We start from the raw sequence: 17526 nt of genomic DNA, 5'->3' as shown, positions 1-17526 counted from the left end.
ATTAGTTTAGGATAAACGTTTTCCGCAAACGATGTAAAGCTGTTCGGTATCCTCTACGACGAGCGGAAGAAGATAAGGCTCCATCAATGCCGCCACCTCTCGGGCCGGGGGCAAGGGCAGCGATAATCGATCGGCGTGCCGATGGTGGTGCGTATTGATCTTTTCCTTGCTCTCGCTGTGGCAGATAACCAATTTACCGCCGGGCGCGAGCAAGCCGCTCATATGCTCGATCAACCGTTCCGGCCGCATGAAATGCGGGTAAGCGCTATATAGGATAATATAGTCGAATCCTTTCCCCTCGTAGCTCATAGCGTCCTCTTGGAGGAACTCGATGAGCGGATGATCCGGATATTTCATGCGTGCTTTCTCGATCATTTGGCCCGCTATATCGATAGCTACGATTTGGCGGGGTTCGTACGGCAGCAGGTAACTTTCCAATATCCCCGTGCCGCAACCGACATCGAGGATGCGGGCGTTCTGCCGCAGGTTGGTACGATCCAATATCGTCCGGATCTTTCCCGGATCATGTACGCAGACAGCGTCCCAGCGTTCCGCCATCGTATCAAAAAAAGTCTCTATTTGATTCATGATAATTGTCCTTCCCATAGAAAACAATCGCTGAACAGGGATTGTTCCTTGAAATGGGTTGGTTTTTCGAACAAACCGAACACGGACGATCCGGAGCCGGACATGGCGGCATATAAGGCGCCTCCCTCGTATAAGGTATCCTTGATCCGCTCGATCACGGGATGTCTCGGGAATACGCTTCGCTCGAAATCGTTCACCATCCGCTCTTTCCATTCGGATACCGGTAGCCGGATGATCTCTTTCAAGGAGGTCTCGGGCGCGGCGGGTGTTACCATCGAATAGGCTTCGGGGGTGGAGACGGCTACATCCGGTTTTACCAAGCATAGATAATAATCCTTCAAGGACAAGTCCACGGGCTCGAATTGGTTTCCCGTGCCGGTCGCGAATACCGGCGTGTTACGGATAAAGAACGGGCAATCGGCTCCGATGGTGGACGCTATCGCCTCCAACTCATCCGGGTGAATATCCAAACCGCAGAAATCATTGACCAGCTTCAACATAAAAGCGGCATCGGCGGAACCTCCTCCAAGCCCGGCGCCAAAAGGTATCGCTTTCAACAAATGGATCTCTAGCGGGGGAATCTCGTATCTCGTCTTTAGGGCGTTCAGTGCTTTTATGACGAGGTTCTTCTCTTGGGGAGCGTCTACCGGAATTCCGGTTTGCGTGAAACAGGTCCGATCCGAGGCGACGATCTCGAGGGCATCCTTCACGGGGATCGGATAGAAGATGGTCTCTATATTATGATAACCGTCCGGACGTTTGCTTACCACGTTCAGACCTAGGTTTATCTTTGCGTTCGGGAAACAGATCATAGTATTTAATGTTTGTTTTATGTGATACGCAAAGATAATGTTTACCGATTAGAATTACCTTAGATTTGATGGGCAAATAGGATAATCACACCAAAATTTCCCTATAAGTGTCATACCGCCAGCGACCTGTTTCTCCATATCCATTAGGATGCCCATAATTAAATGCCTGCTTAAAAGAAAATCCCTCCGACCCGCCCTCATTCTCTTTATAGTCAGTATGCGGTAGTAACAATGCAACCTGTGGCTTGAGCTTGTAACAATACTGAGCATTACGATTCTTTTTGCGCTATGCTCCGCTCTCGCTTCCATTCGCAGTAGGTTCGACAATTCATTCTCAATTGCCAGAGATATACTCGCCCTATTTAAAAAGAACTACCTGAATTATGCTTTATATCAGTTCCGTCAACCAATTTAGCTGTTGGATCTTCACGTCCAATTCACGTAATTGCTTGGAATATGAATCTATTTCTTTTTGTAAATCTGCCACATTTATTGTGCGGACATAACGGATTTCATTTGCCGAATAACGTTCTAAACTGCCCGTTGCCGATTGCGTGACGGAACGAAGGACGGAGATGCGCAATGCTAAGATATCTTTCTTTGCGATCATTTCCGTAAGGCTTGTACCTTCTGCAAGGGTAGCCATGTTGGTTCGGTTGATTCTGAAAATCAGTGTTTCCAAATCATTCAGATTATTATTCAACTCATCCATAAGCCCCCGTGGATCTTCTGCGGGCTCTTCACCTTCTTGAATCCGGGCATTGTTTTTTAGCCGGACTTCCAGTTGTGATATTCTTTTTTGTAAATCAGCTCGTAAGCTGAGAGCTTCTGCTAATTTCATAATTCGGTATGTTTTTAATGTTTGCTGTTCTTGCTCTTTTGGAATTGCATACCCGATCATGAAGAGGGCTGCTTCCAGAGAACGCATGTCTTTAAATTGGCATTCTGGGAAGTTTAATACTTCTTTTAATAGCCAATTGGCTTTAAGGTTGCATTCAATATGGATTTTTCCTCGATCAAGTTTAGAAAATTTGTAAATGTCGCTGTTAGGATTCCGATTAACCTCCGGATTTCGGGCATCACCATAGGCGAATTTTAATGAAGAAGGGACACCGCCTTGTTTCTGCTCTATACAATATAGTTTCACCAAATAGCATAAAGCGGCTCCTACACGTCTATCGTAGATGATAAAATCATTTATATATAAAGAATAAATCTTGGTGAATCCTGAGTTCATAATAATTATCTCATCCTTTATATCTAAAGAGTCACGGGTTAAGACCTCTTCTGCCTTCATTAGATAATTCACAAGGTTGGTTTGTGCCTTGATCCTTTCTTGATTTTCCCGTATAACGCCTCCCCATTTTAATATATCGAGGCAAGCATCTTGGCAAGCTTCGTTGTCATTATTTCGGATACTCGCTTTAAGTCGTTTGGCATAACTTTCCAATAAGGCATTGTTTTCCTCCCAATTTAGACCTCCCCATTTATATTTGTGGCAAGCATCATAAAAAGAGGTACATTGCCATTCCTCCTTCTCTTTCTGATTGTAATATGAATGGGTGAAATTAGATAGTTTATCACGAAGCCACTGGATAAATCCAGATACATACTGATCGTTTAGGAATTGTTCTTTTGTCATAACAACAGATTTTGTGTAAAAATAAATATTTTATTGTACATAATAATGTTGTAAGTATATTTTTTGAGTTTAATTTTAGTTTTCTTCTTGCGGGCATAGCTGTAGGCATCACGCATAAAAGAGTAGGTTTGACGTTTTGACATTCTGTAATCTAAACTCCCGGAGAAGCGTTTTTTCCGGGCCAAGGTACGCCTTGCTTCCGAAAATGGCATAGAATAATAGCATCTGGTTGTCTTGTAGTGTTTTATGGAAATAGGCCTTTTTATTCTAGCGAGATTAATTCATCGTATCTCATATTTTTAGGTGAAAATAGCCATTTTATACGGGTGTATCGATCAATTCTATAGGATGCGAGGGCTGTTTCTTCCGTATGTATCGCCTAATACATACGGTTGCGTTACCTAATACATACGGTCGTGTTGCCTAATACAGCCTTTTGTGTTACCTAACTCTATTACTTTTGAGTCCAAACAGGGGTGTTTAGGCAAGAAAATGAGGGAAAACGTATGATTTCATCATAGGTCTCTCCCTCTTTTTCTCTATTTGTAAAAAGGTCTTGACATCGTTATTCTGTTATTTCGATCATAATGTCAAGATTATCTCATTTTCGCTTACGGTCTCTATAATCGATACTTATTTATCCTTTATGATTTCATGGAGCATGGCAACCTTTTCTTGCTCGGCCTTTAGTAATCGTTCGTAAAGCTCGACTATTTTATCGATGGGATTGAATGTTTGATTTTGAACATTTCCGCTTGCGTTATCTTGCCACGTGCCGGAAAAAATATTGATAGATGTCCCTTCATTCAATTCCGTGATCGCCTCTATCGGAATATCCAAAGCTTTCGTGACCTTTTCCAATACCTCAGGTTCCAATTCGTCTTTTTTCTCGTAGCCGGATAAGGTGGCTTGTGATACCCCAATTTTGTCGGCGAGCACTTCTTGTTTGATGCCTCTCCATTCTCTCCAACGTTTTAAGTTGGCTCCATGACTATTTCTTTTGGTAAATGTTGTTTCCATGTCAGTTTTTATTGATCCTGTCACAAAAATAAGTATTAAATCTGAGTTATCTTACTATCATGTCAGATATCCGGGGTAACCGCACCCAATTTTATTCATAGCCAGAGAAACATAAATTCATCGTAATTTGTTAGGTGTCTATCATGATGATCCTGCATTACCGACAATACGTAGTCAGATATATCATTTATCCCTGTCATCTGATAATATTAGTCGTGACATTGATATTTTATCAGGGGGATTGATGGTATATCAGCAGGCGGTAAGCTTATTTTGTCTGCGAATGATAAACACAGAAATCAATGGAAACTCAAAATCAATATCCTCAAAAGGATTATTCCGAGATAATAAGCTTATCCCATCAAGTAATTGGTTTGCCGGTAAGGAAAGCGCAGATGTTATTGAAGGATCTGGATTTATGTATGATCACTTATACGTGGAATGACGTAAGCCAGATTACATTGGAAGTCGTGTTCAAAACCTCCACGCTCACTTGCTTTTTTAATCAAAACGATATTTGTGAAGCTGTATATCTATTCTTAACTGATAATAAGGATCTAATGAAATATATGAGCCACTGCGTTAAGACCTATACATATGATTTCCTTTTGGATGGCTGGACCACGGATAAATGCCACATTTCAATATGCCGTTCCGAAAATCAAGGGTGTTTTTTATTAATATTACCGCTAAAAAAGATTTTATGAATAAGGCATATTGTAGTTGTTTCGCTACTTCTCTTTTTCAAACGAACTTTTTGTGTGTTCCAATGACGATGGTTTTCAGTCATCAAAAAGAAAGACGCTGTAAACTTGGTTTACAGCGCCTTCCATTTATTTAGGGTTATGAGCTTTATTAAGGCTCCGCGATCATCTCTTTAGCGATTATCTCGGCCTCGGCTTTATCGGCGTCCTTTTGGATGTTCGGCAATTCAAGGCCGTAGCCTTTGATCCGGTCCTCACGTTTCAACATCAAGGCGATGAAGAGGGCGAGTACACCGAAGCAGGTGAAGACTGCCATCGGTATCGTATAGTCGTAAGCCGGTTTGCCCGTACCATTGTCGATCTTGCAATACGTATCCAATATCCAGCCGATTAATAAGGGAACCATACTCAGACCGATATTCTGTACCCAGAAAATCAAGGCATAAGCCGTGCCTAATTGCTTCTCCGGGATAATCTTCGGAACAGATGGCCACATCGCCGATGGGACCAAGGAGAAAGCGATACCCAATACGATCATCACGATCGTGGCGAACCACCACTGATTCAAGATCGGAAGCGTGAATAATAAATGCACGCCGATCAACATCAAGGCGCCAAAGATCATGATCGTCGCCCCTTTACCCTTGCGGTCGTATAAGTTACCGAAGAACGGAGTCAGAAGAATCGTGCCGAAAGGTAAGATAGCCGGAATGTTTCCCGCCAACTCCGGATCTACGTTATATTTATTGACCATCAAGTCCGTAGCGTATTTCAAGAAGGGGAATACGGCCGAATAGAATAATACGCAAAGCAGAGCGATCAACCAGAAACCCTTATTAGTAACGATCAATAAGATATCTTTCAAACGGAAAGGCTCTTCCTCCTCGGCTTGCTCGATAGCGTCCATCGAAGCGTCCAGCTTGCGATCCATCACGCAAAATACGAGGAAGGCGATCAAACCGATACACAACATACAAAGACAAAGCAAGATAGGAGCGGAGATGCTACCGAAGTACTTGGCGGCGGGAACCGTGATAGATAAAGCCAAGGCCGTACCCAAACGAGCCGTAGCCATCTCCAAGCCCATAGCCAACGCCATCTCTTTTCCCTTGAACCACCGTACGATAATCTTAGATACCGTGATACCGGCGGTCTCCACGCCGACACCGAAGATCGCGTATCCGAGGGCGGCCACCATCACTTGCGCTTTCCATCCGAAAAGCTCTCCTTCCATCGTAAACGCATCCGAGATGGCGTAATATTTAATGGAACAACCGATAATCATCAAGATACAGGAAGCGACACCCGTGAAACGGACACCCATCTTATCCAGAACGATACCACCAATGATCAACATGAAGAGAAATACGTTGAACCAGCCGTAAGCGCTGGTGAACCAACCATATTCCGTACTCGTCCAGCTTAGCTGTTCTTCCAACATCGGTTTAAGCGGAGCCATTACATCCGTAAGGAAGTATCCGCAAAGCATCGTGAATGCCGCCAAAGCGAGTACACTCCAGCGTGCGACTTTCGAGTCGCTTAGTTTCTGATGAATTTTTTCTATCATGATATTTGTTTTATAGAGTTATATTATTTGTATTCGTCTTCTTTCATGAACAAGGGGAGAGCGTCCGCTACGATAAACGTACTGCCTCCGATAAAGATCAGGTCGTTCTCACGAGCCCTTCTTAACGCTTTCTCGACAGCGTCTTGCACCGTATCGCAAAGGGTACCGGACAGTCCGTGACGCATGGCTTTCACGGCGAAATCCTCTACGGGCATCGCTCTCTCCACGGAGGCTTGCGTGAAGAAATAAAAAGCGTCTTGCGGCATCAAGGATAATACGCCATCGATATCCTTGTCGTTTACCATGCCGACGATCATATAGATTTGCCCGCAATATTGACGCAAGACTTTCAGATGCTCCGCTAGATGCTCCCAGCCTCCTACATTATGCCCCGTGTCGCAAATGACGGTCGGTTTGGATCGCAAGGTTTGCCAACGTCCCATCAATCCCGTCAGTTTCGTTACGTGGGCGAAACCCTCGTGTACCGCTTCCGGGATGATATCTACACCCAATTCCGTTCGTAATATATGGATGGCGGATAATACGGTGACAGTATTTCTTACCTGCACCTCACCGCCAAGTTCTCCTTGGATTTCTCCATATTCAACGGAAGGGAAGAACCATTTGCCACCGACCGTCAGCCTGCACTCGTCTTTTACCATGTCCATTCGTTGGGCGTAGTAGAAAGGTGCGCCAACTTCTTCCGCCTTGTTTTTGAAAACGTCGTAAACCGATTGTTTCTCGGCTTCCCCAAGAAGTGCCGGTACGCCTTTCTTGATAATGCCGGCTTTCTCCGCCGCTATCTTCTCCTCCGTATCTCCCAAGAATTGCGTATGATCCAGACTGATATTCGTGATAATACTCAAGATCGGAGTGATAATGTTCGTACTGTCCAAACGACCGCCAAGCCCGACCTCGATAACTGCGTAATCTACCTGCTGGTCGCGGAAATACTCAAAAGCCATACTGGACGTCAGCTCGAAGAAAGAAGGATGGAGAGGCTCGAAGAAAGAACGATGACGCTCGACGAAATCGACCACGTAATCTTGGGAGATCTTTTTCCCGTTCACCCGGATGCGTTCCCGGAAGTCCACTAAGTGGGGAGAGGTATAAAGCCCGACCTTGAAACCGGATTGCCGGAGAATGGCCGCCAATAGATGGCTGACCGAGCCTTTGCCGTTTGTCCCGGCTACATGGATGGTCTTATAGGCTTTATGCGGATTTCCCAGATAATCATCTAGGGCGATACTTGTACCAAGACCGGGTTTGTAAGCGGAAGCTCCGCTATGTTGGAAGACCGGGATGCTGGTATATAGATAGTGTAGCGTTTCCTCGTATGTCATGTTTTTGTAAATTAGATGCTACAAATGTAGTTAATTTTATTTATACCTTTGCGACTCGTTTATAAAAAGGAGAGAAAAAGAAAATGGAAACACGACGTATAACCTATACGCCTCAAGGAGGTGTTTGTTCTAAGTTGATGGTGATCGACGCGAAGGATGGCGTGATCGAGAATGTGCAGATTGTAGGAGGTTGCCACGGTAACGGGCAAGGCATGTGCGCCTTATTGAAAGGTATGCGCATCGAAGACGCTATCGGCCGTTTGTCTGGCATCGATTGTCATGGAAGGGGAACTTCATGCCCGGACCAGATGGCACAGGCATTGAAGCAATTCAATCAATGATCAGCTTATATCCGATTCCCCGGATATTCAAAATCTTGATAGACTCGTCTTTCGATAACTTATGACGTAGCTTGGTGATAAAGACATGCAGGCTGCGTGCGTTGAAGAAAGAATCATCCCCCCAAAGGTCTATCAAGATCTCTTTCATCGGTAATACTTGGTCCTTATTGTCGCAAAGGCGCTTCAATATCTCGGATTCCCGGTTACTGAGGAGTTGTTTCTCTCCCCGGTAGACCAATGTCTGCGTGATGGAATCGAACGTATAAAGCCCGATACGGAAAGAGGTGGCTTCCGGTCTTTGGACGGACACCTTATGCAGTAACGCCTTGATGCGCACGATCAATTCCGCCATGCCGAAAGGCTTTTTCAAGTAATCGTTGCCGCCCAGCTCGAAGCCCTCTACCACGTCGTTGGCCGCGGAACGGGCCGATAGGAATAGGACAGGGGTATGCGTATCCGTCTTACGGATCAACTTGACCATCGTGAAACCATCCATCTTAGGCATCATGATATCCGCTACGATAATATCCGGCTTGATCTCCGCGTAACGGGAGAGGCCCTCCTCGCCATTCGCAGCTAGGGTGATATCGAACTCGTTCCCATCCAGCGTATCCTTGATGATCATGGCCAATGTAGGCTCGTCTTCTACTAGTAGTACTTTTATCTTTTCCATATTTGATACTTGATTTTCGGATTATTATTTAAAATGCAGGGTAAAGGTGGAGCCTTTGCCGGGGACGCTTTCCACACGGGCTGTTCCTCCATGTTTACCCATCATGTCTTTTACGTAATATAATCCTAGGCCATAACCTTTCACGTTGTGGATATTCCCGCTGGGAACCCGGAAGAACTTGTCGAATATCTGCCGCTGGTTGGCTTCGCTGATACCCGGGCCGTTATCGGTTATGGAGATTGTCGTTTCGTGATCGTCTTGCCGGGCTGTCGCTTCGATGCGGCAAGGTTCCTTGTCGGCGTATTTGATCGCGTTATCGATAAGGTTGCTCAACATATTATATAGGTGGGTACGATCGGCCACCAATTCTATATCCTCGGGGATGGAGCAAGTAAACTCCACGGGTTTGCTCGCTTTCAGTTTGTATTGCTCGATGAGGGAGTTCACCAACTCGTTTAATGAGATGGTTTCGGGGCGCAAGCGGAAGGTACTGCGGTTCTCTACGGCGAGTGTCAAAATTTGTTCCACCAATCCGGTAAGATGGATAAGTTGGTCTTTAACGATCGTCAGGTATTTCTTCTGTTTCTCGTTGACGGGATCGCTAAAGTTCAATAATGCGTCTACGGCGGCATAGCTGACGCTGATCGGGGTTTTCAGCTCATGCGTCATATTGTTGGTGAAATCGGTCTTCAATTCTTCCACGGTCTTTTGCTTTAAGATGGTGCGGAGTAAGTATATGAAAGCGCAAATGATCAGCAAAAGTAATAGGAAGGAGGAGATCAGGATGCCTTTCATCTGGGTGAGTATCACGCTGGCCGGCGATTTGAGGAACAGGCGATATTGTAACGTGCTCTCGTTATGGAGCGGGTAATCGAAATGCACGGGGTTTTTCCACGTAGTGAATCGTTCCGGCTTGTCCAGATGCATCCAACCCTTCTCGTCCCCGTTGTTTGGTTTATAAATCGTTACCAGCTCATGTTCCGTTACGATATTTCTTGCCTCCAGTTCCGAGGTTAATAATTTGTTGTAGGTCTTGAAATCAATTGGTTTTATAGAATCTATATTCGCATGCATCGCTTGCTGCACCATGTCCTCCACCTCGCCGATTACATATAGGTAATCCGTTAGGGTAGAGTCTATCGAGCTAAAGTCTTCCTCATCCCCGTAATCGATATGTAGTTTCATGTGTGAGTCGGGATTTGCCGTCTTGAAGATATCTTCCCGGTTAAGGTCAGGATCTTCTTTCTGCGGATGGATCGAAGCTTTTGCGTCCATCTTCTGCTTATTAGACGGATCTAGCTCTGAGCTGAAGTACACATCTTGGGTTTGAGGTCCCAGCGCTCCCTGTTCTTTTTTGATAGATCGGATGCGCAGGAACAACTCCTTATAGTCGGCGATCTTCATCGCTTCCTCTATATTGATCTCCATCTGTTTATATAATGTATCATATAAACCTTTCAGCCAGTATCCTTGGAAAACCAAAAGCCCGGCCAGCGATAGGACGATCAACAAAGCGATTAACTTAAAACGAAGTCTGATGTTCATGAAGTCTCTTTATGCTTATAATCGAATTGATCGCTAAAAATAGACAATTTTATTACATGAACTTTTAATACGCAAGATAAACTTTATGCGGGCGCTTGTAAATATTTACTAAGGATGCCCATCAACGCCCCAATATCAATCGGTTTAGCCAAATGATAATTCATGCCCGCTTTGATAGCGTTTGTCACGTCTTCGGAAAAAGCGTTGGCGGTCATGGCTATAATTGGCATATGTGCGATATCCCTTCGTTGGAGGGAACGAATCTGCCGGGTCGCCTCATAACCGTCCATGATAGGCATCTGGATATCCATCAGTATTATCTGGTAAAATCCTTCTTCCGATTGGGCGACTTTATGTACGGCGTCGAGCCCATTTATCGCCGTATCGATAGTGATACCGGTGCTGCCGATGATCTCTACGGCGATCTCACGATTTAACTCGTTATCCTCCACCAGCAAGATGCGCTTGCCGGAATAATCGACGTTTGATAACTTGAATGGGCGGATCGGTTCCGGCTGGTCTCCTTCGTCAAGGAAAGATCTCAATACTTGGAGTAGCTTGGACTTATAGAGAGGCTTGGTGATGAATCCATTGGCCTTAACCTCCTTAGCCTCTGCCTCATATTCCTCAAGATCGTATGCGGAGAGAATGATGATCGGTACGTCCGCTCCCACGAAACGTCTGATTTGCCGGGTTGTTTCAATGCCGTTCATTTGAGGCATCTTCAAGTCAATGATCACGGCGAAATACTCTTTCTCCGCTAAATGATGCTGTCGTACTTTTTCTATAGCTTCGCTACCTGAATATACGCATTCACTGTTTATCCCGATCTCTCGCAAACAGCTAGACGTGTTTAGACAAGCGATCTTATCATCATCTACCACAAGAACCTCTAAACCTTCTACCTCTATCTTATCATCGGGCTTCTGATCCCGACAAACCAATGGCATGTCAATGGTGAAGCGGGAACCTTTGCCATATTCACTCTCCACCTTGATATCTCCTCCCATCATCTGAATGATCTTATGGCTGATCGACATCCCGAGGCCAGTGCCTTGTATCCTCTTGATCTCATCATCGCTCGCACGCTCGAAAGGCTCGAAAATCTTATCCAGAAACTCCGGTTTCATACCTCTTCCGTTATCCTCAAACACGAATTGATAATTTCCGATGCCGTTATGAGGGTCCTTCTCGTAGATTTCTATCGTGATTCGCCCATTCTCCGGCGTATACTTAATTGCGTTCGAGAGGATATTCATCAATACCTGTTTGATACGCTGCGTATCGCCTTTTACATTCTCATGCCTAAGGTTCTTGACGTGTATATTTAAAGTTTGTTGTTTGTTTTTGATCTCCGGTTGCATCATAACGACCAAGTCTTGCAAGAGCTCACCCACATTGAACTCATCCTCCGAAAGAATTAACCTGCCACTTTCGATCTTGGACATATCGAGAACCTCATTAATCAGACTCAATAATAATTTAGAGGCTCCATTGATTTTTTCCATACAATCTAATATTCTTTCACGTTCATCTACATGGGCTTTGGCTATAGTCGCCATTCCCATGATGGCGTTCATGGGTGTACGGATATCGTGGCTCATGCGGGCGAGAAAATCAGATTTGGCTTGGTTGGCTTGTTCCGCCGACTTTAGTGCTTCTTTAAGTTGCTTTGACTGTTTCTCCAGTTTCTTTTGCAACTCCCTCTGTTCGGTAATGTCGGTGATATTGATGTAAACGATAAGATAGATAGGCTCGTCACCTTCCCAGCCGATACATTCCCCGTTCAACTGTAGCCAAGCGCCGTTGCCGTTTTTGTCTTTCGACTGGATAACGAAATGTACAGGTTCCCCTTTTAGCATACAGGGGATATGTGCGTTCATCGTATTACGGCTTGTTTCATCTAAACGGGAGAAAGGACTGAAAGATAAAAAAGAATTTTTATCGATACCAGAGAAGTCCATATATTTATCATTTGCCTCCAGCAATGTAAAACTGCCGTCTTTATGTACCTTATGCTTGGATATGAAGCCGGGGATATTATCATAAGTGATCGTTTGCTCGATCCGCCTTCGCATTACGTCCTCTACATCGGTCATTACCGTATAGGAGATAGGGATGCCGTCTTGTAGTTGGTCGGTAAACGTTGAGGTGATTTTAGTCCATCTTTTCCCTTTTCTCGTTGGCATCTGGATAACGGTTTCGTAACCGCTGGCTTTATTAGCTATCGTCTCGTAAACATTCTTGGATAATATATTCCAAGCTTCATCATAACCTTTAAAATACAAATCGGGTTTATTGTGGAAAAGAGCTTCATATTCTTCTTTGGGGTAACCTATCATATCGTAATAGAAGTCATTTGCCCATAAAAGTGTGAAATGCTCATCCAATAAATGTTTGCTGACGCTAGCTCCCGTAAGCCCCATCAATAAGTTGTATTCTAGATCCGTCTCTCGCCCTTCCATCGTATGTCTTTTTATATTATTCTACAAAAGTAAAAATTATAAAAGGTACCCTTGAAATTCTTCTTTTTGATAATATGTTCCGTTTTTGCTTTCGGCTAGTCGGATGTTTTCTGGTAACAAGAATAGGTATACGATTTACCCCTGTATTCTTGTGGAGTCATGCCTACATTTCGACGGAAGAACTTATTAAAGAACGATAGATTATTAAAGCCGAGGTCCATCGCTATGTTTTTGATTTCTTGGTTAGTCCCTTTTAACTGTGTCTTAGCGTCTATGATTATTGTTTGCGTGAGGATCTCTTGGGGAGTCTCGCCGATCGCTTTTTTGATGGATGTCGAGAAATAGGAGAACGTGAGGCCCAACTTCTCGGCATAAAACGATACGTTATGCTCTTTTGTATAGTATCTTAATACCATATTTAGGAACTCTTGATAGATTTGTAACGGACGTGTAAGTTCCTGTTTCTCTAATGGGTAATTTTTACTGTATATTTCTGCGATACCTTGACTACACATCATGAAAATGGCCTTTATCATCTCTTTATTGTTCAAGATATCGGGATATACGGCATATTGATAGAGAAGCTCGTAGAAGTTCGTGATCAGGTTGGCCCTGTTTTGGGATATTTTTATAATCGGATACCTGTAAATCATAAGTAGATAACCCATCGTGCTCTTGATAAAATTTGCGTAACACATAAAATCGAAAGAGAACGCTATGAAATAGATCAAGATGTCGGGGGATATCTCATGTATTTGTATGCGACTATTGGGCAATAGCGTTACAACATTGAGTTTCGAGGTGGTCAATTCTGACATATTGATAGTTGAGCGTATTTGCCCTTCCATGCAAAGGATAAAGACCCCGGCTTTTATCTTACAAGGAATATTTATAAACTCCTTGAGTTCATCGGCGGATATGTATTTACCAACCATAAAGTCTGTAGGTGAATCAAGGCAGAGGAACTGTTTATCCATATTGTAAGATTTTTGACGTCAAATATAAATATTAATTGAAACTCAAATGTTGTAAAAGGAAATATGGAACATATTATCCCAAAAAATAGTTAGCCAAGACTAAATAAGATCCTTTACACCCATAAACTTGAATGGTTGCGCCGGCTTAAAGTCTTTTGAAGTGTTGCCATGATAGGTCTCACCGTTGGCGATGGATAGTTTAAGTACCGGCGCACCCTCCGATAAGTCCATGTCTCTCAGTCGTACCCAGAAAGTGTTCGGGGTCAGGCTCGACTCAAAGAAATAAATCAGGTTCTTGCTTTCGGATACCGTTCTCCATTGCGTGGTGGATATCTCCGGACTCTCGGGAGTCGATATGCCATAAGGGACAGAGGCGTTACGGATCACGCTGAATACACAGGCGATAGCTATCTTCTCATCGTCCGTCTTAAGTACGGCATCTATATAAAAACTAGCTCTGGCAAAACGGTCGGATGCACGGTTGGTACCCGGAAGGAAACTCAGCCCTCCGATCGATTTCCAATATTCACAAAGAGCCAACTGTTTATTATAAGTAGGGGAGTTAGTCATCACCTTGTATTCCTTACTGTGATAAACGGTCAGTTTACCTCCTATGTATTCGAAGATAGCGCAATCACCGGTTGCGTCGGAAATCGATAAATGTAAGGTCGCCAAGCGGGAACCGTCCGGCATCTTATCCGATACTACTTGAAACGTATCTTCGTTGATAAAAGAGACCGCTTCTTCCACCGTAGCGAAATTATCCAACATATATTGTACCCATATCGTTATGGCAAGGCCCGGCTTATTCTTATCTCTGGCCGGATATTGGGCTTCGGGTAACCAGAGCAAATTAGCTACCAAACCTTTCTCGTTCATTCCGTCCGTACTGGCTATCTCGAAAGCGGAGGTGATGATGCTGCCGTATTTGGATTTCCACTTTAAAGAATCCTTTCCTGTCTCCCCGTTTCTCTCCATCCCCCTAGGAAACACCCATAGGTTACTATGCATATCGGTCTTCCAGTCCATCGTGCGACCAGTCGCTACCATCCCGTTTGTTCCCGAATAAACTACTCTTGTACACATGATTTTCAACTTTTAATAGGTTATCTTCAAATATTTGATTGATATATCAACAGTTAGAACCTCTTAATGTTCAGTTTACGTTTTCGCATCAAAGAGTACGGCGGCCTCGAAACCTTTTTCCTGCAATTCCCTTAGGTGAGATTTAGCACAAAGGATACCATTCATACTACTTTTCTGAAGGTGTTTTCCAGATTATCTTGTTCCTCTTTGTTGGGTTTGATAATTGGCGATAAGACTAAATAACATTCCTGATAAGACAAGGTAAGACTTCGTAAGTGAGTGGTAACATAGTTTCTTTTAAGAATACGTTTCTTTTGTATGAACGAAAAATGATAAAAACAAACCGATATGAAACGTACTATTTACTACATGATTTTATGCTTGCTGATGAGTCTCGGTGAGATTATGGCACAAGGTATTTCCGGAAAAGTGATGGATGGCAAGGAACAACCGATAGATGGAGTGGCGGTGATTTTACAGACCCTTGACTCTGTATATGTGGATGCCGTGGTTACCGATACGCTTGGGGATTTTCGATTGAATCATCCGCTAGACCAGTCGTATCGACTTATTTTCCAGCACATCTTATATAATACGATAGGGAAAAAGATAACTACCGCCAACGTAGGTACGGTGGTGCTGGAGGAGAAAGATTATCAGTTAGCCGAGATTACCGTAAAGGGAGAACGCCCGCAAGTGAAACTGGAGGGAGGCAAGCTGACCTATGATATCCCTCAACTGATGAAGGATAAGACTGCCACGAACGCTTTTGAGATCATCAAGGACTTACCGGGGCTTATCGAGCGGAATGATAATCTGGAACTGGTAGGGGCCAGTCGTTTGAATATAATCTTGAATGGGCAGTTGACGACAATGTCGGCAGATCAATTAATCCAGTTACTGAAAACTATGCCAGCCTCAAGGGTCGAAAAGGCTGAGGTGATGTATAACGCTCCAGCTAAATATAATGTCAAGGGGGCGTTACTCAATGTCGTATTAAGTAAGAATGAGTCCGAGACTCCTTCTTGGCAAGGTGAAACGGGTGTGGATTACACCCAATATCGCCATGCGGGGGGAGATGCGCATGTGAATTTACTTTATACGAATAAGGGCTTTAGCTTAGATTTCCTGTTGAATGGTAATAAGAGACGGGATGTGATGGGGGAGGATATGTTGGCCCGCCATACATTAAATAGTGGTATGACGGAAATAAGCCAACATAATCGGGCCCTTGTCCATGTAAATAGAGGAACGGTTCGTCTGGGAATGGATTATACGTTCGCGAATGAGGATAAACTCTCTTTGGCATATTATCTGAAGGGAGATAAAGTCTTATCGGACCGTGATGCCTTTACCTCATATCTGGATCTGTCGAAGCCGGAAAATAAAAGTGAGAGTACGAGCTTGGTCCGTGACGACGGGCACTCCGCTATCCATAATATACGTTTACAGTATGACGGACATGCCGGGATATCGGCAGGAGCGGATTTTACTCGTTATCATTCGCCCTCGGTACTTGATTACCATGATACGAATACGAATGGTTCCCGGACTGATATGATAAATAATACGAGACAGGATGTATCCCGCTGGTCCGTATTCCTAAATAAGACACATAGTTTCGCTTCCGGGTGGGGATTGAATTACGGCGTGCATGGAGGTTACGCCTCGTCGAAAAACTATTCGGAGTATTTATATGAGCAAGGTGCTGGCTATGAGATGGACGAGGAAGCGTTGGAGGATAATACACAAAAGGAATACATCGCTGATATTTTCGCAGAGGTATCGAAAAGCTTCGGAGAGCGTTTCTCTGCTACGGTTGGGCTGAAAGGGGAGTATTTTAAGTCTGACTACACCTCTAGCCGGGAAAATATGAACCTATGGAATGAGGGGGCGTTGTTTCCTACCGTATCCCTGAGCTATACGTTTTCTCCCCGCCATATTTTACAGTTCGATATAAGTAGCGATAAGACCTACCCCGGTTATTGGCAAGTCTCCCCGCAAGTAACGCCTCTAAACTCTTACTCGGAGGTGGCGGGAAATCCCTTGTTGAAACCTTATCGCACGTATGAGGGGCAGATGGTCTATATCTTCCGCCAAAAGTATATGCTGGTAGCGTTCTGTGAATACACGCCGGATTATTTCGCCCAACTTCCTTATCAAAGCGATACGGAACTGAAGACCGTTTTTCGTTTCGAGAATATGGATTATAGTCTGGAAACGGGATTGGCGGTGATCATTCCTTTTAATGTGGGTCGTTTTTGGAATAGCCGCATCACACTGCGAGGTTGGAGGATGCAAGAAAAGAATGATAACTTCCACGGCATCTCATATAACCGTGAGGCTTATCTAGGATTAGCGCATATGAGTAACACATTTAACCTATGTGATAAACCGAATTTAAAAATGACGATAGACGGCCAATACGTGACTCCCGGTGCCATCCAAGGTATATACGACTTGGGTTCCATGTATGAGATATCCGCTGGATTAAAATGGACTTTCTTGAATGACCGTGCCAGCTTGACACTTAAAGGAGACGATATTTTCGCCAGCAGCATTCCACGTACCATCAAGATAAACCAAGGCAATCAATGGAGCCGGATGAGGAAATTGAATGATGAGAGATGTCTGAAATTATCTTTTGTCTGGAAGTTTGGTGGTTACAAGGAGAGGGAACATGATTCGATAGACACATCCCGTTTCGGAAAATAATAGATGCCTTGTAGTTTCATCCTAATGAACTCTTTGTTTCAATAGGAT

The 17526-nt window shown here is 44.1% G+C and carries 14 protein-coding genes and 1 pseudogene; 3 read left to right on the top strand and 12 right to left on the bottom strand.

Annotated features, from left to right (window positions below; genetic code table 11):
* Window positions 1-6: 6 nt before the first annotated feature.
* From QVP94_RS05960 to QVP94_RS05945, 4 genes are all read right to left on the bottom strand, one after another.
* Entirely contained in the window at window positions 7-588 is a 582-nt protein-coding gene (locus tag QVP94_RS05960) for a class I SAM-dependent methyltransferase (protein WP_005857587.1), read from the bottom strand.
* Window positions 585-1400, bottom strand: a complete 816-nt coding sequence (ispE, locus tag QVP94_RS05955; RefSeq protein WP_005857585.1) for a 4-(cytidine 5'-diphospho)-2-C-methyl-D-erythritol kinase — start codon at window positions 1398-1400, stop codon at window positions 585-587. Before ispE ends, QVP94_RS05960 begins: the two co-directional genes overlap by 4 nt.
* 388 nt (window positions 1401-1788) lie before the next feature.
* On the bottom strand, window positions 1789-3042 hold the full coding sequence (locus QVP94_RS19310) for a DIP1984 family protein (RefSeq protein WP_022192199.1): 1254 nt from the start codon (window positions 3040-3042) through the stop codon (window positions 1789-1791).
* A 633-nt stretch (window positions 3043-3675) separates the two neighbouring features.
* Entirely contained in the window at window positions 3676-4062 is a 387-nt protein-coding gene (locus QVP94_RS05945) for a helix-turn-helix domain-containing protein (RefSeq protein ID WP_005857583.1), read from the bottom strand.
* Window positions 4063-4189: 127 nt separating this feature from the next.
* On the opposite strand from QVP94_RS05945, the gene QVP94_RS05940 reads away from it, so the two are divergent.
* Complete coding sequence (locus QVP94_RS05940; RefSeq protein WP_172606882.1) at window positions 4190-4507, top strand: hypothetical protein; 318 nt, start codon at window positions 4190-4192, stop codon at window positions 4505-4507.
* A gap of 410 nt (window positions 4508-4917) precedes the next feature.
* Here QVP94_RS05940 and QVP94_RS05935 read toward each other — a convergent pair whose 3' ends face one another.
* Window positions 4918-6333 carry an MFS transporter gene (locus tag QVP94_RS05935; protein WP_005857578.1) on the bottom strand — a complete coding sequence of 472 codons (1416 nt, stop codon included), beginning with the start codon at window positions 6331-6333 and terminating at the stop codon, window positions 4918-4920.
* A gap of 23 nt (window positions 6334-6356) precedes the next feature.
* Complete coding sequence (locus QVP94_RS05930) at window positions 6357-7676, bottom strand: bifunctional folylpolyglutamate synthase/dihydrofolate synthase (RefSeq protein WP_005857576.1); 1320 nt, start codon at window positions 7674-7676, stop codon at window positions 6357-6359.
* 83 nt (window positions 7677-7759) lie between these two features.
* Here QVP94_RS05930 and QVP94_RS05925 point away from each other — a divergent pair, with 83 nt between their 5' ends.
* Window positions 7760-8017 carry a TIGR03905 family TSCPD domain-containing protein gene (locus QVP94_RS05925; RefSeq protein WP_005857574.1) on the top strand — a complete coding sequence of 86 codons (258 nt, stop codon included), beginning with the start codon at window positions 7760-7762 and terminating at the stop codon, window positions 8015-8017.
* Here the strand turns inward: QVP94_RS05925 and QVP94_RS05920 are convergent.
* From QVP94_RS05920 to QVP94_RS19305, 6 genes and pseudogenes are all read right to left on the bottom strand, one after another.
* Window positions 8007-8690 carry a response regulator transcription factor gene (locus tag QVP94_RS05920; RefSeq protein ID WP_022192197.1) on the bottom strand — a complete coding sequence of 228 codons (684 nt, stop codon included), beginning with the start codon at window positions 8688-8690 and terminating at the stop codon, window positions 8007-8009. The genes QVP94_RS05925 and QVP94_RS05920 overlap by 11 nt on opposite strands.
* Before the next feature lie 24 nt (window positions 8691-8714).
* Window positions 8715-10235 carry a sensor histidine kinase gene (locus tag QVP94_RS05915; RefSeq protein ID WP_008779740.1) on the bottom strand — a complete coding sequence of 507 codons (1521 nt, stop codon included), beginning with the start codon at window positions 10233-10235 and terminating at the stop codon, window positions 8715-8717.
* 83 nt (window positions 10236-10318) lie between these two features.
* Window positions 10319-12700 carry a hybrid sensor histidine kinase/response regulator gene (locus QVP94_RS05910; RefSeq protein ID WP_005857568.1) on the bottom strand — a complete coding sequence of 794 codons (2382 nt, stop codon included), beginning with the start codon at window positions 12698-12700 and terminating at the stop codon, window positions 10319-10321.
* Between the two features lie 95 nt (window positions 12701-12795).
* Window positions 12796-13677 carry a helix-turn-helix domain-containing protein gene (locus QVP94_RS05905; protein ID WP_005857566.1) on the bottom strand — a complete coding sequence of 294 codons (882 nt, stop codon included), beginning with the start codon at window positions 13675-13677 and terminating at the stop codon, window positions 12796-12798.
* Between the two features lie 99 nt (window positions 13678-13776).
* Entirely contained in the window at window positions 13777-14763 is a 987-nt protein-coding gene (locus tag QVP94_RS05900) for a linear amide C-N hydrolase (RefSeq protein WP_005857563.1), read from the bottom strand.
* An 84-nt stretch (window positions 14764-14847) separates the two neighbouring features.
* Window positions 14848-14928 (bottom strand): annotated as a pseudogene (locus QVP94_RS19305) (cysteine hydrolase); the annotation flags it as partial.
* 183 nt (window positions 14929-15111) lie between these two features.
* Here QVP94_RS19305 and QVP94_RS05895 point away from each other — a divergent pair.
* Window positions 15112-17478: an outer membrane beta-barrel family protein gene (locus QVP94_RS05895; protein ID WP_022192196.1), complete on the top strand. Its 2367-nt coding sequence runs from the start codon at window positions 15112-15114 to the stop codon at window positions 17476-17478.
* The last annotated feature ends 48 nt before the right edge of the window (window positions 17479-17526 follow it).

It is taken from the genome of Parabacteroides sp. CAG:2 (assembly GCF_000436315.1).
Classification (GTDB): domain Bacteria; phylum Bacteroidota; class Bacteroidia; order Bacteroidales; family Tannerellaceae; genus Parabacteroides; species Parabacteroides distasonis.
The sequence above is the reverse complement of the archived record's forward strand: the minus strand, read 5'-3'. Positions and strand labels throughout refer to the sequence as shown.